The sequence below is a fragment of the Kerstersia gyiorum genome, assembly GCF_048595715.1.
In the GTDB taxonomy this organism is placed as follows: Bacteria; Pseudomonadota; Gammaproteobacteria; order Burkholderiales; family Burkholderiaceae_B; genus Kerstersia; species Kerstersia gyiorum.
In genome coordinates this window covers 825,184-850,915 of the sequence record NZ_CP169556.1, presented here as the reverse complement: position 1 = coordinate 850,915, position 25,732 = coordinate 825,184, and the positions used below count along the sequence as shown (strand labels likewise).

At 61.3% G+C, this 25,732-nt stretch carries 19 protein-coding genes; 11 read left to right on the top strand and 8 right to left on the bottom strand.

The features are described from left to right. Positions 1 to 79: 79 nt before the first annotated feature. Entirely contained in the window at positions 80 to 1,489 is a 1,410-nt protein-coding gene (locus ACEW7X_RS03700; RefSeq protein ID WP_130487296.1) for a diguanylate cyclase, read from the bottom strand. Positions 1,490 to 1,727: 238 nt separating this feature from the next. On the opposite strand from ACEW7X_RS03700, the gene ACEW7X_RS03695 reads away from it, so the two are divergent. From ACEW7X_RS03695 to ACEW7X_RS03685, 3 genes are all read left to right on the top strand, one after another. Further along, positions 1,728 to 2,888, top strand: coding sequence for an efflux RND transporter periplasmic adaptor subunit (locus tag ACEW7X_RS03695; protein WP_083969752.1), 1,161 nt, complete (start codon positions 1,728 to 1,730; stop codon positions 2,886 to 2,888). Then, entirely contained in the window at positions 2,885 to 5,992 is a 3,108-nt protein-coding gene (locus tag ACEW7X_RS03690) for an efflux RND transporter permease subunit (protein ID WP_420177615.1), read from the top strand. Before ACEW7X_RS03695 ends, ACEW7X_RS03690 begins: the two co-directional genes overlap by 4 nt. 129 nt (positions 5,993 to 6,121) lie before the next feature. Continuing rightward, a complete protein-coding gene (locus ACEW7X_RS03685; RefSeq protein ID WP_127773263.1) occupies positions 6,122 to 6,508 on the top strand; it encodes a thioredoxin family protein in 387 nt (128 codons plus the stop codon). A gap of 71 nt (positions 6,509 to 6,579) precedes the next feature. Here the strand turns inward: ACEW7X_RS03685 and ACEW7X_RS03680 are convergent, their stop codons facing one another. The 3 genes from ACEW7X_RS03680 to ACEW7X_RS03670 form a co-directional block, all read right to left on the bottom strand. Continuing rightward, entirely contained in the window at positions 6,580 to 8,040 is a 1,461-nt protein-coding gene (locus ACEW7X_RS03680; RefSeq protein WP_134838100.1) for a DEAD/DEAH box helicase, read from the bottom strand. 278 nt (positions 8,041 to 8,318) lie between these two features. After that, positions 8,319 to 8,654, bottom strand: coding sequence for an AzlD domain-containing protein (locus ACEW7X_RS03675; protein WP_165390040.1), 336 nt, complete (start codon positions 8,652 to 8,654; stop codon positions 8,319 to 8,321). Continuing rightward, positions 8,651 to 9,364 (bottom strand): AzlC family ABC transporter permease, encoded by a 714-nt coding sequence (locus ACEW7X_RS03670; RefSeq protein ID WP_257740794.1) that lies wholly within the window; start codon positions 9,362 to 9,364, stop codon positions 8,651 to 8,653. Before ACEW7X_RS03670 ends, ACEW7X_RS03675 begins: the two co-directional genes overlap by 4 nt. A gap of 300 nt (positions 9,365 to 9,664) precedes the next feature. Here ACEW7X_RS03670 and ACEW7X_RS03665 point away from each other — a divergent pair, with 300 nt between their 5' ends. The 3 genes from ACEW7X_RS03665 (at position 9,665) to ACEW7X_RS03655 (ending at position 11,560) form a co-directional block, all read left to right on the top strand. Further along, the gene (locus ACEW7X_RS03665; RefSeq protein ID WP_127773262.1) at positions 9,665 to 9,895 is read left to right on the top strand and encodes a zinc-finger domain-containing protein; all 231 of its coding nucleotides are present in this window, start codon (positions 9,665 to 9,667) and stop codon (positions 9,893 to 9,895) included. 27 nt (positions 9,896 to 9,922) lie between these two features. Beyond that, positions 9,923 to 10,345, top strand: a complete 423-nt coding sequence (locus ACEW7X_RS03660; RefSeq protein ID WP_068374901.1) for a YybH family protein — start codon at positions 9,923 to 9,925, stop codon at positions 10,343 to 10,345. 123 nt (positions 10,346 to 10,468) lie between these two features. Then, entirely contained in the window at positions 10,469 to 11,560 is a 1,092-nt protein-coding gene (locus tag ACEW7X_RS03655) for a YheT family hydrolase (RefSeq protein WP_068374904.1), read from the top strand. A 6-nt stretch (positions 11,561 to 11,566) separates the two neighbouring features. Here ACEW7X_RS03655 and ACEW7X_RS03650 read toward each other — a convergent pair whose 3' ends face one another. After that, positions 11,567 to 14,080 carry a TonB-dependent siderophore receptor gene (locus ACEW7X_RS03650; protein ID WP_134838098.1) on the bottom strand — a complete coding sequence of 838 codons (2,514 nt, stop codon included), beginning with the start codon at positions 14,078 to 14,080 and terminating at the stop codon, positions 11,567 to 11,569. Between the two features lie 577 nt (positions 14,081 to 14,657). Between ACEW7X_RS03650 and ACEW7X_RS03645 the strand changes: the two genes are divergently transcribed. Together ACEW7X_RS03645 and ACEW7X_RS03640 are read left to right on the top strand one after the other, a co-directional pair. Further along, positions 14,658 to 16,568, top strand: a complete 1,911-nt coding sequence (locus ACEW7X_RS03645) for a hypothetical protein (RefSeq protein ID WP_420177614.1) — start codon at positions 14,658 to 14,660, stop codon at positions 16,566 to 16,568. Between the two features lie 55 nt (positions 16,569 to 16,623). After that, positions 16,624 to 18,585, top strand: coding sequence for a hypothetical protein (locus ACEW7X_RS03640; protein WP_339138053.1), 1,962 nt, complete (start codon positions 16,624 to 16,626; stop codon positions 18,583 to 18,585). 132 nt (positions 18,586 to 18,717) lie between these two features. Here the strand turns inward: ACEW7X_RS03640 and ACEW7X_RS03635 are convergent, their stop codons facing one another. Further along, on the bottom strand, positions 18,718 to 19,572 hold the full coding sequence (locus tag ACEW7X_RS03635) for a helix-turn-helix transcriptional regulator (RefSeq protein WP_165390042.1): 855 nt from the start codon (positions 19,570 to 19,572) through the stop codon (positions 18,718 to 18,720). 206 nt (positions 19,573 to 19,778) lie between these two features. Here ACEW7X_RS03635 and ACEW7X_RS03630 point away from each other — a divergent pair, with 206 nt between their 5' ends. Then, positions 19,779 to 20,726, top strand: coding sequence for an alpha/beta hydrolase (locus ACEW7X_RS03630; protein WP_165390043.1), 948 nt, complete (start codon positions 19,779 to 19,781; stop codon positions 20,724 to 20,726). Between the two features lie 33 nt (positions 20,727 to 20,759). On the opposite strand, the gene ACEW7X_RS03625 is transcribed toward ACEW7X_RS03630, so the two are convergent. Together ACEW7X_RS03625 and ACEW7X_RS03620 are read right to left on the bottom strand one after the other, a co-directional pair. Then, positions 20,760 to 22,295 carry a M48 family metalloprotease gene (locus ACEW7X_RS03625; protein ID WP_130487347.1) on the bottom strand — a complete coding sequence of 512 codons (1,536 nt, stop codon included), beginning with the start codon at positions 22,293 to 22,295 and terminating at the stop codon, positions 20,760 to 20,762. A 219-nt stretch (positions 22,296 to 22,514) separates the two neighbouring features. Then, the gene (locus ACEW7X_RS03620) at positions 22,515 to 22,844 is read right to left on the bottom strand and encodes a hypothetical protein (RefSeq protein ID WP_068374925.1); all 330 of its coding nucleotides are present in this window, start codon (positions 22,842 to 22,844) and stop codon (positions 22,515 to 22,517) included. Positions 22,845 to 23,444: 600 nt separating this feature from the next. Here ACEW7X_RS03620 and ACEW7X_RS03615 point away from each other — a divergent pair. Both ACEW7X_RS03615 and dusB read left to right on the top strand, forming a co-directional pair. Next, entirely contained in the window at positions 23,445 to 24,593 is a 1,149-nt protein-coding gene (locus ACEW7X_RS03615) for an FAD-dependent monooxygenase (RefSeq protein ID WP_253103170.1), read from the top strand. Between the two features lie 92 nt (positions 24,594 to 24,685). Next, on the top strand, positions 24,686 to 25,711 hold the full coding sequence (gene dusB, locus ACEW7X_RS03610; protein ID WP_068374935.1) for a tRNA dihydrouridine synthase DusB: 1,026 nt from the start codon (positions 24,686 to 24,688) through the stop codon (positions 25,709 to 25,711). The last annotated feature ends 21 nt before the right edge of the window (positions 25,712 to 25,732 follow it).

The window sequence follows — 25,732 nt, the reverse complement described above, 5'->3', positions numbered from 1 at the left end:
GGGCCGAACGCTGCATCCGGCGCCAGGCAGCGCCATCTGCCCGGAAGCCGGGCGCGCGGCCGGATGCGCGCCCGATACTCTACTCCAGGCCCCGGCTCAACTCCACCCGGTTGCGTCCCAGATGCTTGGCACGGTACAGCGCCTGGTCTGCCGCCTTGAGCAGCAACAGATAATCCGGGTGCCCGGCATACAGGGCCACCCCTATGCTCAAAGTCATGTTCAGATGAATATCCTGCCCCAGTGGAATCCGCTCGTTTTCAGCCCGGCGCCGCAGGTTCTCGGCGACCAGCATGGCCGTTTCCGGCTCGACATCCACCAGCACGACCAGGAACTCCTCCCCGCCCAGGCGGAACAGGTAGTCGCTGCTGCGCACCGCCTGCGACATGAACAGCCCGACGTGGCGCAACGCCGCGTCGCCACCATCGTGACCGTACTCGTCGTTGATACGCTTGAAGTGGTCGATATCCACCATGAGCACCGCCAGGCCGCAGCCATTGGTACGGGCGAATTCGATCTCGCGATTCATGATCACCTGGAGATACTTCCGGTTCAGCAGCCGCGTCAGCACGTCCCGGCCAGACTCCAGGTAGCCGGCCTGCTGAAACAGGCCTTCAAGCAAAAAACCCACCGTGCGGCAATGGTCACGGATCCGTCGCAGCACCTCCACCTGGCCGGCGTCCTTGCCTTCGCTGCTGCCGGCCATGCTGCCCAACTGGCTTGCGGCGGCATCGACCCGGTCGATTTCCGCAAGAATGGACGCCACATCCGCGCTGCCTTCGAAGGCATGAGCCGCCTTGTGCGTAAACCACAGCCCGAACTCGGACTTGCCCAGCAGGGGCAGGTTGGCGCGCGCCTGGTTCACTGCGACTTCATACATGAACTGGTTTTCCCAGCCCAGCAGCGCCGCACGCTGTTTTTCGCGCTCGGCGCCGATATCCTGGGAAATCGCAAACAGCCGGTAGGCTTCCTCCGCCCGGGAATTGCGGTCGTGCGACACAGCATAGGACTGGCACATCACTTCCATGGCCAGCGACGTCAGCTCCGCCACATAGGCCACGGCATTCGTGCGCTGCACCACATCGACATCCTGCAGGCGCGCGAAAATGGCTTCATTGAGCGCCCGCGTGCCCCGCATGACCAAATGCGTAGGAATGCCGATACGGGCATGCACGCCGCCGACACGTTTCTGGTAGGCGACAGTGCCTTCGTAATCCCCATTCAGGGCTACCGAAAATACCCCTTCCAGCCAGGCTTGCAAAGCCGGGTGCAAACGATTCTGCACCAGTTGGGCAGACAGGAAAAACGAGGCAGCGGCATCTTGCATCATCTGCTCATAGAACCGCGTCGCCAGAAATGCCTTGTGCTCCCGGACGATGCCCTGCACCAGCACCCAGATGTCTTCCCCGTAACGACCACAAATGCGGCGCCAATCGGCAACCCACTCCTCAGGCGAGGTATTTTTTCTTAACATTTCAAAACCTTGCTTCATGTATCAATATTCTGGCATGGAAGCGAACTCGGCTGGAAGATACGACCAGAAAAAAACGACCAGAAACTATCCAGAAAATGCCATGCGGAGTCAAAACATTGGGAATATCCGATGGCTGCCAATGCCAAAAGACCTCGCCCGGCATGGCTGAAACAAGGCGGAACAAGAAGCAACCGTATTTCCGTCCTCTTTTCAACAGCGCTGGCATAATTCAGCCGACCGTCCCTGGTGCCTGGACATGAACCCCGATCTCACCTCGCCTAACGCCATGCCGACCTGCTCCCGACCTGCGCTCCCTTCTGCCCGACGCGTCATGCCCGGCATGATGCTGGCCATGACCCTGGCCCTGGCCGGCCTGCTTGCCGCCTGCGAGCGCACGCCTCCGGCAGCGCCCGGCGCCGTTCCGGTACGCCTGGAGTCCGTGGGCAGCCGCGCCCCTGCTGCAGCTATCTCTCTGCCCGGCGTCGTCGCGGCACGCACGGAAAGCCAGCTGGGCCTGCGGGTTGGCGGCCGCCTGGCCAGCCGTCCCGTCGACCGTGGCGCCACAGTCCGCCAGGGCGATATCCTTGCCACCCTGGACCCCATCCCCCTGCAACTGGCGGTACAGGCCGCCGAAGCCCAGTTGGCACAGGCGCGCAGCGCACTGGAACAGGCACGCAGCGACGTCACGCGCAACCGCCAGCTGGTGGCGCGCGGCGCCATCGCCAGGGCCGATTTCGAACGCATGGAAACGGCAGCTGCCACCGCCGCCGCGCAATCACGGGCAGCCGCCAGCCAACTGGAGCGTGCCCGTACCGACCTGGGCGACGCAACCTTGCGCGCCCCGCATGACGGCGTGGTGACCGCCGCCTGGGCCGAACCGGGCCAGGTCATTGCCGCCGGCGCGCCGGTTGTCTCACTCGCCTATGCCGGAGAACTGGAAATCCAGGCAGACCTGCCGGAACATCTGGTTGCCAGCATCTCGCCCGGCGCCGCTGCGCAAGTGGCCCTCCTGGAACAGCCGGCGCAGCAGTTTCCTGCCAGCGTGCGAGAAGTCTCGCCCGCTGCCGACACCACCACGCGCACCTTCAGGGTACGCCTGACCGTACCAGGCCTGGACCAAGCCGCACGCCTGGGCATGAGCGCCACAGTGACCCTGCCGCGGCAGGCAACGGGTGACACTCCCGCCTGGACCTTGCCACTTTCTGCCCTGTTGCAGCAGGACGGCCAGACCTCAGTCTGGGTCCTGCCGCCGGAATCCTCCCGGCTGGAACTTCGCCCCGTCACCGTGGGCCGCCTGGGCGCCGATGATTTCACCGTCACCGCCGGCCTGGCGGCCGGTGAGCGCGTTGTGACGGCTGGTGTCCATCGCCTGGACGCTCAGCTGGAAGTCAAACCCTGGGACGGCCGCCTGCCATGAGCCATTTCAACCTGTCGGCCTGGGGGCTGCGTCACGGTGCCCTGGTGCTGTTCGCCATGCTGATGTCGCTGGTGCTGGGCGTCCAGGCCTATTTTCAGCTGGGACGCTCGGAGGACCCGGAAATGACCATCATGGTCATGACCCTGGATGTCGCGTGGCCAGGCGCCAGCACCGAGGAAATGCAACAGCAGGTGGTGGAAAAAATCCAGCGCACGCTGCAGGAAGTGCCCTACTACGACTACGTCAACAGCTATGTCCGCCCCGGCCGCGCCACTCTCTTCCTGGTCCTGAAGGACTGGGCCGGCAAGGAAGCCATTCATGAAAGCTGGTACCAGGCCAGGAAACGCGTCGGCGACATGCTTTACACCTTGCCCGAGGGCGTCATCGGCCCATTCTTCAACGACGACTTCGGCGACACCTTCGGCTCCATCTATGCTTTCCATGCCGATGGCTTCGACGACGCCACCATGAAGCAGGTGCTGCTGGCCGCACGCGAGCACGTGCTGGCCCTGCCGGATGTCTCCAAGGCCACGCTGCTGGGCGTGCAGGACCAGCGCTTCTACCTGGAATTCAGCCACGCCCGGCTGGCGCAACTCGGCCTGTCACCGGACCAGGTGCTGGCCAGCCTGGCGCAACGCAATATCGTCATGCCTGCCGGCACGGTAGAAGGCCCGCGCGCGCGCATCGCCGCACGCGTGGACGGCGCCGTGCGCAGCATCGAGGATATCGAGAACACGCCAGTTTCCGCCAATGGCCGGACTTTCCGCCTGGGAGACATCGCAACCGTCACCCGGGGCTTCATTGACCCGCCCGAGTCCTCGATGCGCCGTGACGGCGAGCGCGTCACCGGGCTGGCGGTTTCCATGGTCGAAGGAGGCGACATCCTGAGGCTGGGGCGGCAATTGCAGGAAACGATGGATGCATTCCAGCGCCAGCTGCCCGCCGGCATCCAGATCGAGAAAATCGTCGACCAGCCCACCCTGGTGGATCACTCCATCAACGAATTCCTCGGCCACTTCCTGCTGGCGCTGGCGATCGTGCTGGCGGTCAGCCTCATGGCCCTGGGGCTGCGCACCGGCATCGTCGTTGCGCTCTCGGTGCCATTGGTGCTGGGCATCACCTTCTTCATCATGTGGCGCATGGGCATACATTTGCACCGGGTATCGCTCGGCGCGCTGATCATCGCGCTGGGCCTGCTGGTCGATGACGCCATCATCGCCGTAGAAATGATGCTGGTGAAAATGGAACAAGGCTGGGACCGCTTCCGCGCCGCTTCCTTTGCCTGGACGTCCACGGCCTTCCCGATGCTGACCGGCACCCTGATTACTGTCGCCGGTTTCGTCCCGGTCGGTTTCGCACGCTCTTCGACCAGCGAATTCACGCAATCCATCTTCTGGGTGGTCGGCATTTCGCTGATCGTATCGTGGCTTGTGGCCGTCCTCTTCACGCCCTACCTGGGCGCCAAGCTGCTGCCCGACATGCCGGCGCACAGCGGCCAATCCAAGCCGGAAAGCCCCGCGCGCCAGCGCATGCGCCGCTGGTTCGCATCCCACATAGACTGGTGCGTGGCGCATCGCAAGACCGTGCTCATCACCACCACCCTGGCATTCTTTGCCTCGGTTGCCGCATTCACCCTGGTGCCCAAGCAATTCTTCCCGGATTCACCGCGCGAGGAAATCCTGATCGACGTTCACCTGGAAGAAGGCGCCAGCTACGCCGCCACGCTGTCCGAAACCCTGGCCGTCGAGCAAATGCTGCGCGACGATGCACGCGTCGGCCATTACACCGCCTATGTCGGCGGCGGCGCCCCGCGCTTCTACCTGGCGCTGGAACCGGAATTGCCCAAGCTGAACTACGCCCAGCTGATCGTCTACCCGAAAGATATCCGCGATACGCCTACGCTGGCCCATGAACTGCGCGAACAGTTGCGCGAACGCTTCGCCCATATCCGTACCCGCGTCTACCTGCTGGAACTCGGACCGCCCGTCGGCTACCCGGTACAGTTCCGCGTGCGCGGCGCCGACCCCGACACCGTGCGCGGCATCGCCTACCAGGTACGCGACATCATGCGCGGGCATCCGCATATCCGCGATGTCAACCTGCAGTGGAATGAACGGACCAAGGCCGTCCGCCTGGTGGTCGACCAGGACCGGGCCCAGGCGCTGGGCCTGAGTACCCAGGCCATTGCCCAGACGCTACAGACCATGTTGAGCGGCCATACCGTCACCCAAGTGCGCGAAGGCGACGAACTGATAGATGTAGTGGCCCGCGCCGTTCCGGGCGAACGCCTGGACGCCGCCAGGCTGGACGAAATCAGCCTGCGCAGCGCCAGCGGCGCCGTCGTGCCGCTGGGCCAGGTGGCCCGCCTGCAGCCGGAGCTGGAAGAAGGCGGCCTTTGGCTGCGCGACCGCCTGCCAACGCTCTCGGTCCGGGCAGACGTGGCCGACGCCCAAGCGCCCGACGTCTCGGCCGAAATCGAACCCATGCTGGCGGAACTACGCGCCAGCCTGCCGGTGGGCTACACCATAGACACTGGCGGCTCATTCGAAGAAAGCGCCAAGGCCAACGGCGCCATCGCGCTGGTGATACCGCTGATGTTGCTGCTCTGGGCGATGTTCCTCATGATCCAGCTGCAAAGCTTCAGCCGCATGTTCATGGTGCTGCTCACTGCGCCGCTGGGCATGATGGGGGTCAGCCTGGGCCTGCTGATCACGCAAGTCCCCTTCGGCTTCGTCGCCACCCTGGGCGTCATTGCCCTGGCCGGCATGGTCATGCGCAATGCCGTGATCCTGGTCGACCAGATCGACCGCGACATCGCGCAAGGAGATCCCCGCTGGGAAGCCATCATCCATGCCACCATGCGCCGCACCCGCCCGGTCGTCCTGACTGCGCTGGCGGCCATCCTGGCCATGATCCCCCTGACGCTCTCGGTGCTCTGGCGGCCCATGGCGATTTCCATCATGGGCGGCCTGGCGGTAGCCACAGTGCTCACGCTGTTCGTCGTGCCGGCACTCTATGCCGCCTGGTTCCACGTGCGGCGCGATGAGCCGGCCGCGCCCGCCAGCGGCACGCCCTCCGCCCCGGATACATCAACCCCGCATTGAGCCCTGCTTCCCGCACCCGCCTGCCCGCGCCACTTTTCCGGCGCAGGCAAGCGGCGTCCGGCCATGCCTGGGCGCACCCAACAGCAGCGGGACTCGCGCTATGATGGACGCTCACTCTAGCGTGCCGACATGCCTGTCCTGTTCCCCCATTCCGCCCCTGTTTCCGGCGCCGCTCCTGCGACGGCGCGACGACTGATCGCCTGTTTCTGCGCCGACTGGTGCGACACCTGTCGGGCCTACCTGCCTGCGCTCGAAGCCTTGTCGGAAAAATACCCGGAAGACTGCTTCGCCTGGATAGATATCGAAGACCAGCCGGAATTCCTGGGAGACGTGGATGTGGAGAACTTCCCCACGTTACTGGTCATGGAAGGCACGCGCACGATTTTCTTCGGCCCCATGCTGCCGCATATCGGGCACCTGGACCGCCTGCTCGCCCAGCCGCCCGCCGACGCCAACGTCAGCCACGATCTGCCGGACGTACGCGCCCTGTTGCAACAGGCCGTCGAGGCGTCCTGACCGAAACCAAGCGATAGGAATTTGCAGAACCGGTATCAGAGCGCGCCGCATGGCGCGCCCGACCATCAATATCAACGGCGCGGATTGCCCGAACCACCCAGCAGCACGCCCACATTGCGGGCCTTGGCCGGCACATGCCCGGCGGAATGTTCCGCCTCGGCCGGTTTGCTGCCTTCGCTGCGCGGCGCAGTCGGTGTCGCCGGCTCGTAGGGCTTGACGAAGAACTCATCAACCGGCGCGGCGCTGACGCCGTATGCGCCACTGCTGCGGCCAGGACGTGCCGAGTGCGACGAATGACCTGAATGGCTCGAGGACTGTCCGGGTACGCGGCTACGGCTGCGGCTGGCTGCCGGCAGGGCCAGCTCACCTCGCGGCACCGGACGGCGGATCAGCTTTTCCACATCCTGCAACAGGCGCTCATCGCCTGCCGCATAGAAGGAAATCGCCTCGCCGCTCGCACCTGCCCGACCGGTACGGCCAATGCGGTGCACGTAATCTTCGGCGTTGTACGGCAAATCGTAGTTGATGACGCAAGGCACTCCGGCAACATCCAGGCCGCGCGCGGCAACATCGGTCGCCACCAGCACTTCCAGCTCGCCCGCCTTGAACGCCTCCAGCGCCTTCATGCGGTCGGCCTGGCTTTTATCGCCGTGAATGGATTCCGCCCGCACGCCATCACGAGCCAGTTCACGCGCCAGCCGCGCCGTGCCGATCTTCGTGTTGGAAAACACGATGACCTGACGCAGATTACGCGACTTCACCAGATGGACCACGGCTGCCCGCTTGTCCTCGCTGCGGATCGCGTAGGCGATCTGCGTCACGGTGTCGGCGGTGGCATTGCGGCCAGCCACTTCGATTTCCACCGGGTTCTGCAGGAAAGTGCGGCCCAGCTTGCGGATTTCATTACTGAAGGTGGCCGAGAACAACAGCGTCTGGCGTTGTGTCGGCAAGAGCTTGATGATGCGATCCAGGTCGGGCAGGAAGCCCATGTCCAGCATGCGATCGGCTTCGTCCAGCACCAGCAGCTGAACCTGCGACAGGTTCACGGTTTTCTGTTCGACGTGATCCAGCAGGCGCCCGGGCGTCGCGATCAGCACTTCGCAGCCACGCCGCAGCGCTTCCTTCTGCGGGCCGATATCAACCCCGCCGAACACCACGGTGGAGCGCAAGGGCGTGTGCTGGCTGTAGCGCCGCACATTTTCCGCCACCTGGTCCGCGAGCTCACGGGTAGGCGCCAGCATCAGGGCGCGTACCGGGTGACGCGCCGGCGACGCGCTGTGCGTGGCCAGCGGCATGAGACGATGCAGAATCGGCAGCGTGAATGCCGCCGTCTTGCCGGTGCCCGTCTGTGCCGCTCCCATCACGTCACGGCCACTGAGCACCTGCGGAATGGCCTGGGCCTGGATAGGCGTAGGCGTGAGATAGCCGGTATCGGCCACGGCCCGCAAAAGATCGGGATGCAAGCCGAAATCTGCGAAAGTCTGCGTGGATGTATCGTCCTCCGGTACGGAGGGAGTCTGTGTCTGGGTCATCAATCGAAGGTTTTGCATAGCCGGCCTGGGCCGGGCATCATGCGTCGCCGCAGTCGGAGCGCGTCATCGCGCCTGAAGAAAACAGCTCCGTGGGTGCAAGGGGCCACTGCAAATCCATGCAAATGACCGCCGCAGCCGGGAACCGCTACCGTGCCAGGCTGGACTGCGATCCTGCCACCCGGCACCGGGCAAAGGCGTCATTTTAGCGCAGTGTTCAAAATATGCCCGTCCGCTGTTGCAAGCGGTGCACAGAAAACGCGAATTCGGCGCGGCGCCGCCTATAGAAACAACGCCCGCAGGCCCCACAACGCCACCATGCCACCCAGAATCATATAGACCGTATTGCGCGTCCACAGGAAAATCGCGATGCCGGCCAGGCCCGCGAACAGCCGCACATCCAGCACCGGCCCCTGGCCCTGCGCCCAGGGCAGCAGTTCCGGCACGATAATCGCAGTCAGCGCGGCGGCCGGCGCGTAACGCAGCGCCTGGCGCACGGTATCGGGCAAAGGCAGGCGGTCGCCAAACAGCATGTAGCCGCTGCGGCTGATCAGGCTGCACAGCACCAGCACGGCGATCACGCCATAGGCATAGGAAGCCGGAACATTTTCCATCATTGCTCCTTGGCGCCGCCAGCGCGACGATTCAGACGGTTCTCGGCCAGGATGCCTGCCACGATGCCTGCGACCACAGCAGCCGCCAGGCCCAGGCGCAGCGGCCAGTTCTGCCCCACCCACGCAACCACCGAGGCCACAATGACAGTCAAGGCCATCGGTCGAGTACGGACCAGTGGCACGAGGATAGCCAGCAACGCCAGGACGGCGGCGAACTCCAGCGACCAATCCGACGGAATGACGCCGCCCAGGAACACGCCGATCAGCGAGAAAAACTGCCAGTTGAGCCAGGCCGGCACGATCATGCCAATGTAGAACCACACCTGTTCGCGCTGCCCCGTCGGCGGCGCCTTGCCGTAGCGCGACATGAATACCACGAAGGTCAGGTCTGTCGTGAAGTAGCCAAGCGTCAGGCGCTGGCGCCAGGGCAGCTGGCGGAAATAGGGTTGCAGCGCAGCGCCAAAAATCACGAAGCGCAGGTTCACCATGAGCGCAGCGGCCAGGATCAGCAGCAGCGGTTCGCCGGCGGCAATCATGGGCAGGGACAGCAGCTGCGCCGAACCGGCGTAGACCAGCACCGTCATCCAGGTTGCCGCCCATTCGCTCAGCCCCGACTTGACCAGCGCCACGCCTGTCACCAGGCCCCAGGTGCCGCTGGCCACCAGCGTCGGCAATATCGCCTGGACGCCCTCCATGAAACTTTCACGACGCATATGCCTGCGCCGCATTTCCAGCGCATCATCCCTGCCTTCCACTTCCTGTCTCCTTCCTCGCCCATCGTGCGGGCGGGCCTGCATTCTTTTTATCCCTGACCAGACGCCTGCGCCGATGCCGGCCGCCGCGCCATGAGCGTGGCAAGAAAGCACCAGCGGTAAAACCCTTGCTTTTGAACGCACTTTGCGCCGGTCACGTTGATACAATGACGCCTGAGTTTTCATTGCCTGAATTTCAGGCGCCAGCGTAGCATGCCGGCAGCGCATGCCACCCGCGCCCACCATTATGCAGGAACAAGCATGAGCATCAATCAGACCTCCTCCGCCGGCGCGGCCGACACGCACGCGCCCGAAGCCATCGAAGTCGACGCCGACGCACTCCCGGTTTACTGTCCCGGCCCGCATGCTCCGGCCTGGAGCATGCACCCGCGCGTCTTCCTGGACGTCACCCGCACCGGCTCGGCCAGCTGTCCGTACTGCGGCGCGGTATACCGGCTCAAGCCCGGCGCTGCCGCACCGCACCACCACTGATCCAGTCTTCCATGTACCGCTGCCATCATGTTCGCCACGCCCGACGAAGCCGAACACGCGTTTTATGAAGCCCTGACGCGCCAGGATATTTCCGGCGTCATGCAGGTATGGGCCGACGACGAGGAGATCATCTGCATCTCCCCGAACGGCTCACGCATCATAGGACAGACCGCCGTGCTCCAGGCGATGCGCGAACTTTTCCGCCGCGGTGCAGTCTCCCTACGTCCCGTACGCTGCGCCGCGACCCTCAATATGATGAGCGCGGTCCACGTTCTGGTGGAACAGACCACCGAACGCAGCAGCGTCGGCCTGAAAATCGCCACGCATCATGTCACGCACGTTTTCCACAAAGGACCGACAGGCTGGAGACTGGTTCTGCACCACGCTTCCCTGGCGCCGGATACCGGCGGCCTGCTGCCCCTGCATGAAATACCGGACATCGTGCACTGACGCGCTCCCGCGACCGGCTCGCCGGCGCTCCTTGCCGCCCGCCCCGGCGGCGCGACCGACAATATCGCCCATGCCGCGCCTGCCTGCCCGCTTCGCCCGCCCTGCCCCCACCGGGGGACAGCCATGAGCGCCCGCCTGGATCTCGCCGCCAGCCATGCGCCGATCTGGCTGCCAGAAGGCCACAGCCAGACCATCTACAGCGCTACGCTGGCGCATTACCATCGGATTGCATTCCTGCGGCAACGCATCGAAACCCCGGATGGCGATTTCCTCGATTTCGACTGGAGCGGCCCCGGCCTGTTTCCGCGCCGGGCCCCGGCCGGCACCCCGCCGACCAACGACGGCCTGCTGCCACGCGGCGCAGCGCTGCGCTGGATGCAGCCGTCCGATTGGGAAAAGCTGCCCACGCTGGATGCACTCCCCGCCCTGGTCCTGTTCCACGGGTTGGAAGGCAGCAGCAGTAGCCATTACGCGCAATCCATCGCCCAGTATTTCCGGGCCCGGGGCTGGGTTGTCGTGATCCCGCATTTCCGCGGCTGCTCGGGCGCGCCCAACCGCCTGGCACGCGCCTATCATTCCGGTGACAGCCAGGAAATCGGCTTCATCCTGGACACCCTGCGCACGGCGCTGCCGCACGCACGCTGGCATGCAGCAGGGGTTTCCCTGGGCGGCAACGCCTTGCTGAAATACCTGGGCGAGCAAGGCGCCGATGCAGGCTGGCTGAATGCCTGCGCCGGCATTTCCGTGCCGCTGGACCTGGTCGCGGCCGGCGAGCACCTGTCGGACAACCGCTTCAACCGTTATGTCTACGGCGGCATGTTCCTGCGGGCGCTCAAGCGCAAGGTGATGCAGAAAGCGCAGTGGTTCCCCGGCGTCATCGACGTCATGCGGGTCACCCAGGCGCGCCACCTGCGTGACTTCGACGACGCCTACACCGCCCCCATGCACGGTTTCGAGAATGCCCACGACTACTGGGCACGCTCGTCGAGCAAACAATTCCTGCCCGGCATTGCCGTGCCGACGCTGGTCCTGAATGCCCGCAATGACCCATTCCTGCCCGAAAGCGCCCTGCCCGGCCCCTCAGAGGCCTCGGATGCAGTACTGCTGCATCAACCGGCAGACGGCGGTCACGGAGGTTTCCCCAGCGGCAATTTCCCTTGCCACCTGAACTGGCTGCCACAGCGGCTGGCCCGCTTTTTCGACACCCAGGATTGACCGAGCCTAAAAGCGATAATTCACACTGGCCACTACACTGCGCGGCGTGCCGTAAAAGCTACCATAGCCATTCACGCGATACACCTTGTCGAAAATATTGCTGGCGTTGATCCCTAAGGTGAAATGCGAGTTCAGCCGGTAACGCGCCATCAGGTCCACCACCGCAAAGGCATCCTGAATATAGGCATCGTCAATGGCTTTGCGCACGGCAGGGTCATTGGAAACATCTGAAAAGCCACCATCGGTCACGGTTTTGCTGCGCCATACCACACTACCGCCCAAGGTGAGCCGGTCGGTCAGATCATAGCTGGTGAAAAGCTTGAACAGATGTTCCGGATTGTTATAAGCGTACGGGAACTTATAGGTTTCCGCGCCCTGGCTGCCCCGCTGAACCAAGCTGCCATCGGCCAACCAATCCCAGTAAGTGGCTGCGCCATATTCCCCATTCTTGGTATGAGCGTAGCTATACGACGCGGAAATCATCCACCTGGGTGTCAGCCTGCCACTGAGCGACATTTCACCGCCTTGCAAAATCATGCCATGGTCGCAGGGACTGCTGGGCGTAATATTAAAACCGTCAAGCAGGGGATGATTCGGCACGTAATACCCTTTCGGATACTCTCCTGGCGCCAGATTGCGATAGTCGGTAATACTCATTTCGCAGGCCAGGTTTTCCTGCTTCATGCGGTACAGCGCAAAATGCAAGTTCAGCGTGTCATCGAAAAACCCGGCGTTCAGGCCCAATTCAATAGTATTACCCTTGATGGCAGGCAGGGGCTTACCCCACATGTCAAACATGGTGTACGGGTCAGTGTGAGGTTTATGGATGCCGGTGTAGCTCAGGTAGGTCAGCACTTGGGGCGTCAGGTCAAACAGCACGCCAGCATAGGGCACAAATTTGCCGTCATCGCGATAGGTGATGCTCGATTCTTCATAGAACACGTCGGTTCGGTACGGCGGCCGCCTGAGTTCGTTCGTATCCAACCGGTAGATGGAATAGTCACGCTTCCACTGACTGTAGCGCGTACCCAATACCATTTTCAGGCGGTCGGTCAGCGACAGTTGCGTAGAAATCAGGGCACCCCACGAACGTTCCTTCAGATCGGAGTAGCCATCCAGAAAATACAACTCATTGGCGCAATACTCATACACTTCCGCACTGCTGGTCACGCAGGAACCACGCGGTAAGGGAATATAGCCATCATTCCATTTGCTGATATTCCACGCGCCGGTCACGGCTGTGGGCGAGGCGAAAGAGCCATATTTGGGCAGATGCAGATCGCCGTCGTAGCCACTGAGGCCCAGCACCAGTTTGTGGGTACGATTCCAGGCATCGAAATTGCCGGACACCGTCAGATCCAGATTATGCATGCGGCCATCGTTTTTGCGATGGGCATAGGCCATGGAAGCCAGATCATTCTCAGGGTCGTAAAAAGCATTGAAGCCAGCATCGCTGTAGTTGGCGGCACCCAGAGCGCCATACAGGTTATCGGTATCAATATCGGAATAGGCGTAGTTCAGCCTGGCGTCCCAGCGATCGTTGAAATGATGACGCAACTCGGCAAAGGAATTCACATACTGCGCATCAGAATAGGTCCACTGGGTAGCCGGGTTGTAGGAACGATCGAAATGCGTGAACAGCACCCGGTCGCTGGTATGCGCCTTGGATGCCAACACCGGGCCGACCGGCGCTGCGTTGGTGGAATGCTGGTAGGAAAAACTGCTGCCCAGCGCCAGCGTGGTGGCTGGTGTCAGGTCGGCCTCGACAATGCCATACAACGTGGTGGATTCGGTTTCCACCCGATCTACCCAATGCTTGCCCCCGGACTGAATCGCGATCAGCCGGCCGCGCAAGCTGCCCGCTGTATTCAGCGGGCCGGAAAGATCGGCGTGCGCGCGATATCGTTCCCAGCTGCCATAGCTGACCCCGGCGTTGGCCTGGAAGTCATCAGTCGGACGTTTGCGCCGAAAGCTGATGCTGGCGCTGGGATCGCCAATACCGGAAGTCAGGCCGGTGGAACCACGCACCATATCCACGCTTTCATAGATGCCGGTATCGAACGCTGATAGCATGTCCGGCCCTAGACTGCCGGCCCGGATAGGCACGTCGTCAATCTGGAAATTCATAATTTGAAAGCCACGGGTGTGATAGCTCACCTTGCCAATACCCGGCACACCATGCTGTTCGACCACCACGCCGGGCATCTGCTCCAGTGCCTCCAGCCCTATGGTCAGGTTCTGGTCTTCCATCTGTTTTTGAGTCATGACGGTCACACTCTGCGGTGTTTCCTTCAGCGACAGATCCAGGCGGGTCGCGCTCTTGTTGCTTCTGACTGTGTAATTGGTGGTCTTATCGTCTTCAGGCTGCGAGCCGGTCACTTCAATGGCGGGTAATACCGTCGCGGTTTCAGCATTCGTCGCCGTGTCAACAGCAGTGCTGCCGGACTCAGCGGCGGCAGGCACGGAAAAACTGGCGCAGCCAATCAAGGTAACGGCTAACAGCGACGGATGATTACGCATGGGAATAACTCGTGGCCGAACAAGGAGAGAAGGCGCAAACCGGCGCGCCGTCGTTCTGATGACTCAAAGACAAATGAGATGGATTAAATTCTCGTTCTAGTATAGGTGGCCGCCACTCCAGGGTTTGGCAGGGAAGCAATCTTTACCCCGCACAAAAATTTTTCAAAAAAAGCACCAAGCCGGGATGTGAACAACTCCGACCTGAAGGATGAACCTGGACATGACACAGTCCCTGCGGACTGTGTCATGCCTGGTGAATCCGAGCGGCATGCAGGCCGCGAGGTGGGCGAACCTGGACATGACACAGTCCCTGCGGACTGTGTCATGTCTGGTGAATCCAAGCGGCATGCAGGCCACATGTGGACCAGGCTTGCGCGCTGGCGCGTGGTCCGCCCGGGAAAAAACCCGGGAAACGCGCCTAAGGCAAATACATTGTTTCAGCGGTACAAAAACCCTTTTTGTGCCAAACCAATCCATGCTCCCTGCATAAAATTTAAGGCAGTTGGAAATCATTGGCATTCCTTATTCTGGCACGCCACGCAGCCTCTCCGTTACCAAATATCTGGAAACACAAGCTATGTTGATACGCAAAAAAGCTTTATGGCTGGCCTTGTTCGGCAGCCTGGCACTCTCCGCCTGCGGCGGCGGCGACGGTTCTGGGACACCTGAACAACCTGTCAACCCTGAACCCGAAGTGCCCGTCGTGCCTGAAGTGCCCGCGGAACCAGAAGAACCGGCAGAGGTCATCAAAGGGCTGAACCTGCGCGTCAATTACCTGGCAAAAGACGTCACGCTGGAAGTCAAGCTGAACGATGGCCCGCTGCAAACCTTCACCGGCACGGCCGATGCGCGCCAGAACGTGGTGTTGAGCAACAAGCTGAAAGCCGGCGATGTGCTGGAACTGGGCTTGCCCTCCGTCAACATATTCGATAACGCACCCTATGCCTGCGAATTCGTTTCGAACGCTTCCATGCAGGGGACGCTGTCGGATATCGCGGGCCAGGGGCCCAACCAGAAAATCACCCTGACCGGCACGCCGGAAAATACCCTGTATGAAATCGACTGCGGCCGGATTCACATGATTCCAGCGGCCTATGCCGGTAAATTGGGTGAAGAGCGCTATGGCTGGCGCCGCCTGAACCTGGATAGCAGCCGCAGCCGCTGGCTGCTGGGTTCAAACGAGAAAGCGGTGGTTTACGTGAATCGCGCCGATGAAACCGGGGTGGGTAGCAAGATTGCCAGCATGGCGGTGCATTGGGACGCTGAAGTATGGCGATTTGTTGGCACCACAGAGCAGGGAACAAGCAGCTATAACTATTACAGCGGCGGCACTGCTGCACTAGAACAAACCAATATACCCCTGCCTGGCTACCAGTCTCTTTGGAATAATCCAGACGATTACCCTGTCTGGATGACGATTGATGGCGCTTCGCTTGGCAGCACAAACGATATCGGTCTCTCCTATTATCTCGACGCCAGCAAAGACCAGCCCGAAGATTGCGGCATTTGGCGCTGGCGCGCGTACTTTGGCAGTTGGGGCGCCTGGAAACTGAACGAAACAGAATGCGGTAGCTTTGGCGCCGCCATGGACTTTAATCAGCGCTCCGCCATTTATACGCTGGGCGATAACGTCGTGTATTACCGCGCCGAGACAGGCCTGCTGGAAACCTTTATGTCGCCAGGCGCGACCATCGGCACAGTCGCCAACCCTTCCAAGGCCCCCACCCTGGCCGGCAACAAACTTTACTTCCCGTATACCAACGGGGCGAACGGTTCCATTGCCGTGAGCGACGGCACCACGCTCAGCAGCTTCACTGCCGCTGTGAACGACGCCCCAGGCCTGCGCGCAGCCCTGGGCAATAAGCTGGTGTTTACCTCCATCCAGGGCGACGAGCTCTGGGTTACCGATGGCACGCCAGCGGGCACGGTATTGGTCAAGCGCATCCGCAATGACGGCAAAAGCGCAGCGTTCCATGCGCTGACCAGCGTCGGCAATAAGGTCTTTTTCATTGCCGATAGCGGCAACGGCAAACGGCTGTGGGTCAGCGACGGCACCGGTGCCGGCACGCGCATCGTGGACGACAGCCTGGCCGTCACCCAGCATGAGCAGGTGGCCGTCGCCGGTGACCACCTGGTGTTCCTGGCGGGCTCGCCCAGCGTGAATAACGCGACGGACAACAAGCTCTACGGCACCGATGGCGTCACCGTAGGACGACTGGTAACCGATGAACTGCTGAAAAAATACAAACTCGATTCGTCGAATGTGTTGCCTTGCGTGGCCACGTGCAAGGACGCCTCGACGCTGGCCTTTCATCAAGTCGGCCAGCAGCTGCTGCTGCAAATCAATGGCGGCCTGACGGCGCCGGTAGAGGGCGCCAGCAGCAAGCAGACAGTCTACTACTGGCTGACCGACGGTACGGCAGCCGGCACCCGGCCCTTGCGGGATGATGAGGGCAAGGCGGTTGTCAGCCACCTGACGCCGAAGTAAGCAAACCTTGTGCCGGCACGCATGTGTCGGCGTCCTTGCCCCATGCGCCTGCCGCATGGGGCAATTGACATTTCTTGCTCAGACGAAACAAACCGGTTTTTCCGTCCCCAAACATCCGGAAGCACGAGCTATGTTGATACGCAATAAAACTTTATGGCTGGCCCTGTTCGGCAGTCTGGTACTGACCGGCTGCCCCAGCGGAGGCGCGGACGCCCCTCCCCCCCCTACTCCTAACATCCCCGATGAAGAACCGGAAGAATCGGTAGAAGGACTAAACCTGCGCGTCAGCCAATTGGCCAAAGACGTGACGCTGGAAGTCAAGCTGAACCATGCCACGCTGAAAACCTTCACCGGCACGGGTGAAGCGCAGCAGAACTTGGTGCTGAGCAAGCTGCAAGCCGGCGACGTGCTGGAACTGGGCTTGCCCTCCGTCAACATACTCGATAACGCGCCCTATGCCTGCGAATTCGCTGCCAATGCCTCCATGGATGGCACGCTGTCAGATATCTCGGGCCAGGGGCTCAACCAGAAAGTCACCCTGACCGGCACGCCGGAAAACGCGCTGTATGAAGTGGATTGCGGCCGGATTCACATCGTGCCTGCCGCCTATTCCGGTGACTTCAATCGAGCACGCTATGGCTGGCGCAGCCTGAACCTGGATAGCGGCCGCAGCCGCTGGCTGGCGGGCGAAGGCGGTGAACCGGTGGTATACGTCACTAACGCGGATGAGACGGATGGGAGTCGTCAGCAATTTGGCCACATGGAAGTCCATTGGAATGAAGACACATGGCGTTTTGTCGGCGCAAAAGCGCAGGGGACAACAAGCTATGTCTATGGCAGTACCGGCAATGTTGGTATAGAGCAAAGCAATGCGCCTGTGGCTAATTTCTTGGCGCTTTCGAATAATTTCGGCACATATCCTGTCTGGACCACAATTCGTGGCGCTATCTTTGATGGCGAGAAAAATTACGCTCTTTCCAATCATTATTATGATGACGGCAAAAACAAGCCGGAAGATTGCGGCGTCTGGCGCTGGTACATGTTCCTGGGAACGGCTGGCGCCCGCAACCTGAACTCGGAATTTTGCAACAGCAGCTTCCTCGCTCTCAAGGAGCGCTCGGCCGTCTACGCGCTGGGCGATACCGCCGTGCAGTTTCTCATCAACACCGGGGAGCTGAAAACGATAGGGGCAGCAAGCGCGACAATCGGAACACTCCCCAATCGTTACAGCTACCCCATTCAGGCCGAGAATAAACTTTACTTCCCAGGTAGCAATATCGAAGAAAATGCCAATGTCATTTCTGTAACCGATGGCACGACACTGAGCAGCTTCGATACCAATGTGAGACCATCATCTGGTTTGGGCGGCGCCGTGCCCTTGCGCAATCAGCTGATTTTTATATCAAAAGACGCGGACGAACTCTGGATGACCGATGGAACGGCTGCGGGCACGAAATTGGTAAAGCGTCTGAGTGATAAGAAAACATCCCCGGGTTTCAGTGCTTTCAAAACCGCAGGCAATAAAGTATTTTTCTTGTACACGGACCAAAGAAACACCAGGCTATGGGTCAGCGACGGCACCGAAGCCGGCACCCACGTCGTGGACGATAACCTGGCTATCCAACGAATTGAGAATGGCATAGCTGTCGCAGGTGATCGCCTGGTATTTCTGGCGGGTTCGCCAAACCTGAATAGCTGGACGGATAATAAGCTCTACAGCACAGACGGCACGACAGTGGAACGGCTGGTACCCGATGAACTACTGGAAAAATATGACTTGCCTTTAACGAGTCTTCTGCCTTGCGCAGGTTGCAACCCTCAAACCGTGTTTTACCATTCCGTCGGCGGTCAGTTGCTGCTGCAAGTAGGCGGTGCCAGTATTCCCCCGGCAAACGGCGAAAGCAGCAAACGCTCGGTTCATTACTATCTGACCGACGGTACGGCAGCCGGCACCCGGCCCCTGCGGGATGAGCATGGCAAGTCGTTTGTGAGGTATTTACTGTCTATTCCTGACTAAAACGAAAACGCAAATTTCTGACCAAAGCGCTCACGCTGGCACAGCCATGCCGGCGTGAGTACCGCCCGCAAGAATTCCGCCTGCGGGACAGTCTGTTGGGGCTTGCGCTTCGACCGTTACAACCGTCTTGAACTACGGTTTTTCCGTTTTCTCAGACTGCCCCAGGGACGACTCTTTGAGCTGCTGCGGGGATAATTGATACATTTTCTTGAATGCCCGACTGAAGCTGTCGATACGATCATAGCCGCAGAAGTAAGCGACATCGCCCACCTTCTCGCCGGCCAGCAGCAGGCTGGCAGCCTGTTTCAGCCGCTGGTTGCGGATAAACTCACCAATGCTTTGCTGATAGGCTTCTTTGAATTCGTGTTGCAAGGTGGTTGGGTTGCTATGACACAAGCGCGCAATTTCCTTGATGCTCAGGCCATCTGTATTACCGTTCATGATTAATCGGAAAAGCCGTTTTACCCGTTCGCTGGGTTCACGTTGACTGAAACAGTCTTCCGGCCTGGCGAAGGAGAACTGCCGAAACACTTCAAAAATCAGTTCCGTGATCAAACGCTCCTGCTGCAGGCTGGCAAGCAGACCGTTTTTGTCTGATAGCTGATTCAGGCAGCGGATCAAGTGCCGCATGTAGTCGGTCACGACAAAGTAACTGGTGCGCAACAGCGACAGGCCATTTATGGACTCATCGCCAGTCAGGCGATCAAACCAGCTTTCATCCAGGAAGAGAACAAATTCTTCCTGGTTTCCCTGGTGATAAATTTTCTTCCCTGCCAAACTCTCCAGCACCGGAAGCAGAATGCCAGAGTTCTTATGCTGTGCCTGAAGACGAATTTCACTACCATTGAACGACAGGTGTGTTTCCCCTTGCAAAGCAAAAACCAGCCGAATTTTTGGACGGAATTCAAGATTATCCAATTGGACATTATGACTGATACGAATTCTCGAGCTTTTGAATTCGTAATCCCGACCACTTTTCTTGTACATTATTTGTCCGGTCAACCCATTACTGTCTGGCGGAAGTGAGCCATTGAAGGTCGGAGAAAGTATAACCATAGTCGTCACACAAATAATGTTTTGGCGTAATGAAAAAACGCTTACGGCCAAACTAGCAAGCGACCGATAGTATACAATCAAATGATAACGATTTTCAGTTCCGGCCACCCTTGCAATTGTAACTAAAAATGAAAAAAATGTCGATTAAGAAATGGATTCTAATATTATTATTGCTAATATTAGTGATTATTGCGGTTCCGATCTGGCAAGTTTCACACAAGATGTACAACATGTTCACTGCGATGCAGGCCGTCATTCCGCAGGCGGAAGAAGTACACATCACGTCAAAGCATACGGGCAAAAAGTACCGCATCCAGATAGCCCGTCTCGGTAACCCCGAGGCAGAACGCTACGACGTACTTTATGTGCTTGATGGCGATCATATTTTTCCAGGGATGGTCACGCTGGCGTCCGCCATGCAGATGAACGCCGAAGAAAACGCCGCCAGACCGATCATTATGGTCGGCATTGGCTACCCCAATGGCCTGGACTTATCACAACGCGCCGAGGACTACACACCGCCAGCAGCAGACTATTCAAATACGGGTGACAACCATACTGACCGTTTTGGCGGCGCGGAGAAATTCCATCGTTTTCTGGAAGAGGAATTAAAACCAGAGGTAGAAAGCCGTTTCCCGATTGATAAGAATAACCAGAGTTTATTCGGGCATTCTTACGGCGGCTTATTTACCTTGTACAGCCTGTTCGCTTATCCTGGCGCATTCACCAACTATCTTTCGTCCAGTCCATCCACCTGGTGGAACAACAGCACCATTACGCGTTATCAGCATTCTTTTGTGGAAAGCTACAAGCCTGGCAAATCCATCCGTGCGCAGGTGATGGTAGGCGAATATGAAGAAACGCCTTCTCCCTGGTTGAAAGATCCCGTGCGCAGCAAAAAACTGCAACAACGCCAGATGGTGAGCCGAGCTCACGCAATCGTGAATGAGGTAAAGGAAAAGAATCTGGAAAACCTTGGAATTGATTTTATTGAGTTTGCCGAAGAAACTCACTCAACCGCAGCGGCACGTGGAGCGCTGGAAGCCTTGAAATTTGCTTTCCGCAACCATACCAACCCCCAATAACCCATCTTCCGCCATGAACAGACCGCGCACAAGTCAGGATGCACGAAAACGCTCCAACAGCACACGTTCATCCTCCAGCTGACGCTGGATATCATTGATTTCCGCGTCGATCTGCGATTGCTCATAGAAATCGCTGGTCATGCCTCGCGCCTGGCGCAACTGTCCCACCGCTGCGGCCAGCGCGCCAGTTTCGCGGTAGTAGCGCGCCATGTCGCGCCGCGCCTGGGCTTTGCGGCCCAACTGCTCCAGGCTCTGAGCCCGCAACTGATACAACAGTGAATCCCGCAATACCGGCCGGTCGTCCTTCAGGCGTTCGTCCAGGAAAGCCACGGCCCCGGCATGATCGCCGGCACGCTGCAAGGCCTGCGCGTTCAGGCGCACCATCAACTGCTGTTCCGGCCAGCGCTTCCAGGCCGCTGCGGCCAGTTGCCGCGCGTCCTGCTTGCCGGCCCAGGCGATCTCTACCTCCAGCGCCGCCTGCTGCGGTGTTTCCATGCCGTCTGCTCGCGAAGCCGCAAGCAGGCGCCCCGCGCCCTCCAGATCGTTGCGCTGCAGGGCCAGCAAAGCCTGGCCGTAGAGCGCCGACGCCCGGCGCACGCCGCTATCCGCCCTGGCCTCGTCGCGTAGCTGGGCCTCGACCCGCTGGCGCGCCTGCGGATCGCTGGCCTGCTGCACCCGCAGGCGCGCCCGCAGGAACCAGAAAGCCGGGCTGCTGGCATGATTCACGGGCGGCAACATGCGCACCCGGTTCTGCATGTCCGACATGCGGTCCAGAGACAGGGGGTGAGTGCTGGCATAGGCGCCGCCCCCGGTCCCCTCGTTCAGGCGCGAGGCATTCATGAGCCGGGCGAACATATGCACCATGCCGTTGGGGTCGTAGCCCGCCTTGCGCAGCATTTCGACGCCGGCGCGATCGGCCTCGCGCTCGGCATCCCGCGAGAAGCCCAGCTGGCGGTCGATGGCGGCGGCCTGCCCGAAGGCCGCCAGGCCGGTCGCCAGGTCGGCGCCACCGCCAGCCACGGCCGCCAGCAACGCTGCAGCCACCGCCGCCATCATCACGCCGCTGTTCTGCGATTGCTGGGTCAGGCCACGGGCGATGTGGCGCTGGCTGACGTGGCCGATTTCGTGCGCTACCACGCCCGCCAGTTCAGATTCGGACTCGGAAGAAACGATCAGGCCGCTGTGTACCCCGATATAGCCGCCCGGCATGGCGAATGCGTTGATGGTCGGGTCTTTCAGGCCGAAGATCTGCACCGGGATTTGACCATTTGGCGCGAACTTCGCCAGGCCCTCCCCCAACTCCGTCAGGTACTGGATGAGATCGGCATCGCCAATGTACGACGGGTCCATCCTGCCCTGCACCATGATGGCGTCGCCCAGGCGGCGCTCCTGCAGCGGTGACAGCTCGGTCGCCGATGCCGCCCCCATCGACGGCAGCCCGACGGGCTGGGCCGGAACGGATGGAACCGTGCACAGCGCGGCAAGCGACAGAACACAGGCCAGCACACGCTGCCCGGGACGCACGGCGAAAGCAGGGGCCGGTCCGTGCCGGCGCGAGGCAATCTTCATCTTCATGCTGATTATGATAACGGTGCGGCCCGCAGGTTCCGTAACAATCGGCGTCCTGCCTGTCCATCCGGCGATTTTCCCGGCCGCCCCGGCAGCCGCTGGCCACGGCGCAGACAACAAAAAACCCATGGCTGCCTGGGCAGCCATGGGCATCATACGGGCAGGCTATCGGGTTGGCCATCTTGCGGCCTGTCGCAGATGGCGGCGTAGCGCAGTGGTTCAGGCCGGAACACCGGCATCGACATCCAGGCGGCGCACGCCCGGATGCTGCCGCAAACGACGCACCTGGCACATCATCGCCGCACGGCGCTCCGGAGGACAATCAACATCCAGGTAGGCATGAACGCTGCCGTCCACCATGCCCGGTCCGACACGCAAGGCGGAGACTTCCAGGCCAGCATCACGCAGGTCCAGACAGATCTGGCGACGCAAGTCGCCCAGACGCGAGGCTTCGCAGTCCAGCATCAGGCGTTGCATGGAACGATGCTGGGTACGGGTTGCGGCGCCAGCCAGTCCAGCACGGCGCAGATAGAGATCGAAAATTCGCATGGCAGTCTCCCATTTGGGTGCCGGACGCTCGCGCGGCCGACGCGGTTCGACGACCGGCCATGCATCGTATCGACGCAACGGCCGGCAACTGGGATCGGACACACAGACAGCGCAGACACGCCTGAAAGGCGGTCAAGAAAGCGGGAAACGTGAGCGGTACGGGATACCCGCAGAATGCTCAAACGAAACACTAAGACGCGCTACCTGCCGGGCTAAGCCAGCAGGCAGGAAACCTGTTGCTGGTCAGGCCGGAAGCAAGGTGTCGGATCGGCTACTTTCGCCAGGATCAGTGGACACAAATGCCCCTCGTTGTGGAAAGGAATAAGAGCATAACATTTTTATCATTTAAAAACAAGGTGTTAAGCGCTTGTTTTTTGTTATTCCCGTTATCCCGGGCTACACTGCCTGTATGGTGGGCGCTAGTTGCCTCCGGCAAGCCTGTTCCCACCACCATCGGCGGCGCTGGCCGCCAAGAATCAGAACAGTCTGACCCTGCTTGCCGACCGGCGGGCGGCGGCCAGGCTTATCGTCAGAATCCGGGCCAAGCGGCGTCCAGCCTGAGCCGTGGCAGTGTTCCGGGTCCAGGCAGGAGAATATTCCATGTACGACGTCGCCATCCTGGGCGCCGGGCCTGTCGGCATCGCCCTTGCCCTGCTGCTGGCGCAGCAGGCCTCGCAACCCGAACGCATCCTGCTGCTGGCCAGCGATCGTCCCGCTGCCGGTGCCCCGGCCTGCGGCCCGGATCCGCGCACGCTCGCCTTGAACCATGGCAGCCGTATGCTGCTGGAACCGCTGGGCGCCTGGCCCGCCAGCGCGGCAGATATCCATACCGTGCATGTATCGCAGAAAGGCCGCCTGGGGCGCACGCTGATCCAGGCCAGCGAACTGCATGTGCCTCGCCTCGGCAGCGTACTGACCTACAGCGACCTGCAGGACAGCCTGCTCCAGGCGCTGGAAGCCAGCCGCGTGACGGTACGCCATGGCGTACCGGCGACCGTGGGCCTGCAAGACAACGATGGCGTCAGCATACAGCAAGGCGAACAACACTATCGCGCAGCACTGGCGGTACGTGCCGATGGCCTGCCGGGCGAACCTATCCCGTCGGACAACGCCCAACACGCCATCCTGACGCTGGCGCGCGCCACCTTGCCCCGCCTGGGCTGGGCCTGGGAACGTTTTACACGCTCAGGCCCGCTGGCCTTGCTGCCCCACCCGGCCGGCCCGGCCGTCCATGCGGTTGTCTGGTGCCTGCCGGCCAGCGACGCGCAACGCATCGCTCATTTCGATGACGCGCACTTCTCCGAAGAACTGACCCGCCACTTCGGCACCCGGCTGGGACGCCTGGAGGTCATGGGCAGCCGCGCCACCTTCCCCCTGGCGCCCTCACACGCCGCCCAATTGCGCGACGGACGCGCACTGGTCATCGGCAACGCTGCCCAGACCCTGCATCCCGTGGCGGGCCAGGGCCTGAATCTCGGTCTGCGCGATGCGGCCCGCCTGGCGCAAAGCCTGGCGCCCTGGCTGCAAGGCCGTACCGGCGCGCTGGACGGCGCGCTGCAGGAATACGAAGCAGCACGCGAGCCTGACCGCGAACTGACAATACGCCTGACAGGCCTGCTGCCCCGCATCTTCTCCACCCAGACGGCTGTGGTGGAACACGCCAGCGGCGCAGGCCTGCTTGCGCTCGACCTGCTACCCGCGCTACGCGCCCCGCTGGCACGCCATTTGCTGCAAGGCCTGCGCACCTGAATCCCCGCCGCAGGGCATCGCGGCATGGCGCCAGACGGGCAAAGCAAGCCCGGCGCCCCGACTGCGCCCCGGCATGGTTAAAATCCCTCCTTATGCGCATAGGCCCCTGGTCCCTTCCCAACAACGTTTTCGTCGCCCCGATGGCGGGCGTGACGGACCGCCCATTCCGCCAGCTTTGCAAAAAGCTGGGGGCAGGCTATGCCGTGTCGGAAATGGCCGCGAGTAATCCGCGCCTCTGGGAAAGCGTCAAAACATCAAGACGCCTGGACCATGAAGGCGAAATCGCGCCGGTAGCTGTGCAAATTGCCGGCGCCGACCCCGCCATGATGGCCGAGGCAGCGGTATTCAATATCGGCAAGGGCGCCCGCATCATAGACATCAATATGGGCTGCCCGGTCAAAAAGGTCTGCAACGCCGCCTCCGGCTCCGCCCTGCTGCGCGATGAAGACCTGGTGGCGCGCATTCTCGACAGCGTGGTGCGCGCCTGCGAACCGCTGGGCATTCCAGTCACGCTCAAGACCCGTACCGGCTGGGACCGCGACAACCGCAACGCGCTGCGCATTGCGCGCCTGGCCGAAGACACCGGCATCGCCGCACTGACCTTGCATGGCCGCACCCGCGCCGACCTCTACACTGGCGAAGCCGAATACGACACGATCCGCGCCGTGCGCGCGGAAATCCGCATTCCCCTGATCGCCAACGGCGACATCGACAGTCCTGAAAAAGCCAGGCACGTCCTCGACTACACTGGCGCCGACGCGGTCATGATAGGCCGCGCGGCCCAGGGCCGCCCCTGGTTGTTCCGCAACATCGACCATTACCTGCGTACCGGCGAACAACTGCCTCCGCCCAGCTGGCAGGCCATGCGCGAACTGCTGCTGGAACACCTGGACGACCACTACCGTTTTTATGGCGAGCACACTGGCGTGCGCACCGCCCGCAAGCACATCGGCTGGTATCTGGCCGGCCTGCCCGGCGCGCAGGCATTCTGCGCCGTGATGAACCGTCTTGACGATACCCGCGCACAATGGCGCGCCGTCGCCGACTGGTTCGACCAGAACATGCGCACCTGCGACCCGCACGCCCCCGTTATCGCCACTGGCCCCCTGGCCGCCTGACGCGGCCATCACTCTTTTATC

Coding starts and splice junctions, on each gene's coding strand:
- ACEW7X_RS03615 (WP_253103170.1), top strand. CDS start 23,445: ATGTACGACGTCGCCATCCTGGGCGCCGGGCCTGTCGGCATCGCCCTT.
- ACEW7X_RS03635 (WP_165390042.1), bottom strand. CDS start 19,572: ATGTACAAGAAAAGTGGTCGGGATTACGAATTCAAAAGCTCGAGAATT.
- ACEW7X_RS03690 (WP_420177615.1), top strand. CDS start 2,885: ATGAGCCATTTCAACCTGTCGGCCTGGGGGCTGCGTCACGGTGCCCTG.
- ACEW7X_RS03625 (WP_130487347.1), bottom strand. CDS start 22,295: ATGAAGATTGCCTCGCGCCGGCACGGACCGGCCCCTGCTTTCGCCGTG.
- ACEW7X_RS03670 (WP_257740794.1), bottom strand. CDS start 9,364: ATGCGTCGTGAAAGTTTCATGGAGGGCGTCCAGGCGATATTGCCGACG.
- ACEW7X_RS03680 (WP_134838100.1), bottom strand. CDS start 8,040: ATGACCCAGACACAGACTCCCTCCGTACCGGAGGACGATACATCCACG.
- ACEW7X_RS03630 (WP_165390043.1), top strand. CDS start 19,779: ATGTCGATTAAGAAATGGATTCTAATATTATTATTGCTAATATTAGTG.
- ACEW7X_RS03645 (WP_420177614.1), top strand. CDS start 14,658: ATGTTGATACGCAAAAAAGCTTTATGGCTGGCCTTGTTCGGCAGCCTG.
- dusB (WP_068374935.1), top strand. CDS start 24,686: ATGCGCATAGGCCCCTGGTCCCTTCCCAACAACGTTTTCGTCGCCCCG.
- ACEW7X_RS03685 (WP_127773263.1), top strand. CDS start 6,122: ATGCCTGTCCTGTTCCCCCATTCCGCCCCTGTTTCCGGCGCCGCTCCT.
- ACEW7X_RS03675 (WP_165390040.1), bottom strand. CDS start 8,654: ATGATGGAAAATGTTCCGGCTTCCTATGCCTATGGCGTGATCGCCGTG.
- ACEW7X_RS03655 (WP_068374904.1), top strand. CDS start 10,469: ATGAGCGCCCGCCTGGATCTCGCCGCCAGCCATGCGCCGATCTGGCTG.
- ACEW7X_RS03650 (WP_134838098.1), bottom strand. CDS start 14,080: ATGCGTAATCATCCGTCGCTGTTAGCCGTTACCTTGATTGGCTGCGCC.
- ACEW7X_RS03640 (WP_339138053.1), top strand. CDS start 16,624: ATGGGGCAATTGACATTTCTTGCTCAGACGAAACAAACCGGTTTTTCC.
- ACEW7X_RS03695 (WP_083969752.1), top strand. CDS start 1,728: ATGAACCCCGATCTCACCTCGCCTAACGCCATGCCGACCTGCTCCCGA.
- ACEW7X_RS03700 (WP_130487296.1), bottom strand. CDS start 1,489: ATGAAGCAAGGTTTTGAAATGTTAAGAAAAAATACCTCGCCTGAGGAG.
- ACEW7X_RS03620 (WP_068374925.1), bottom strand. CDS start 22,844: ATGCGAATTTTCGATCTCTATCTGCGCCGTGCTGGACTGGCTGGCGCC.
- ACEW7X_RS03665 (WP_127773262.1), top strand. CDS start 9,665: ATGAGCATCAATCAGACCTCCTCCGCCGGCGCGGCCGACACGCACGCG.
- ACEW7X_RS03660 (WP_068374901.1), top strand. CDS start 9,923: ATGTTCGCCACGCCCGACGAAGCCGAACACGCGTTTTATGAAGCCCTG.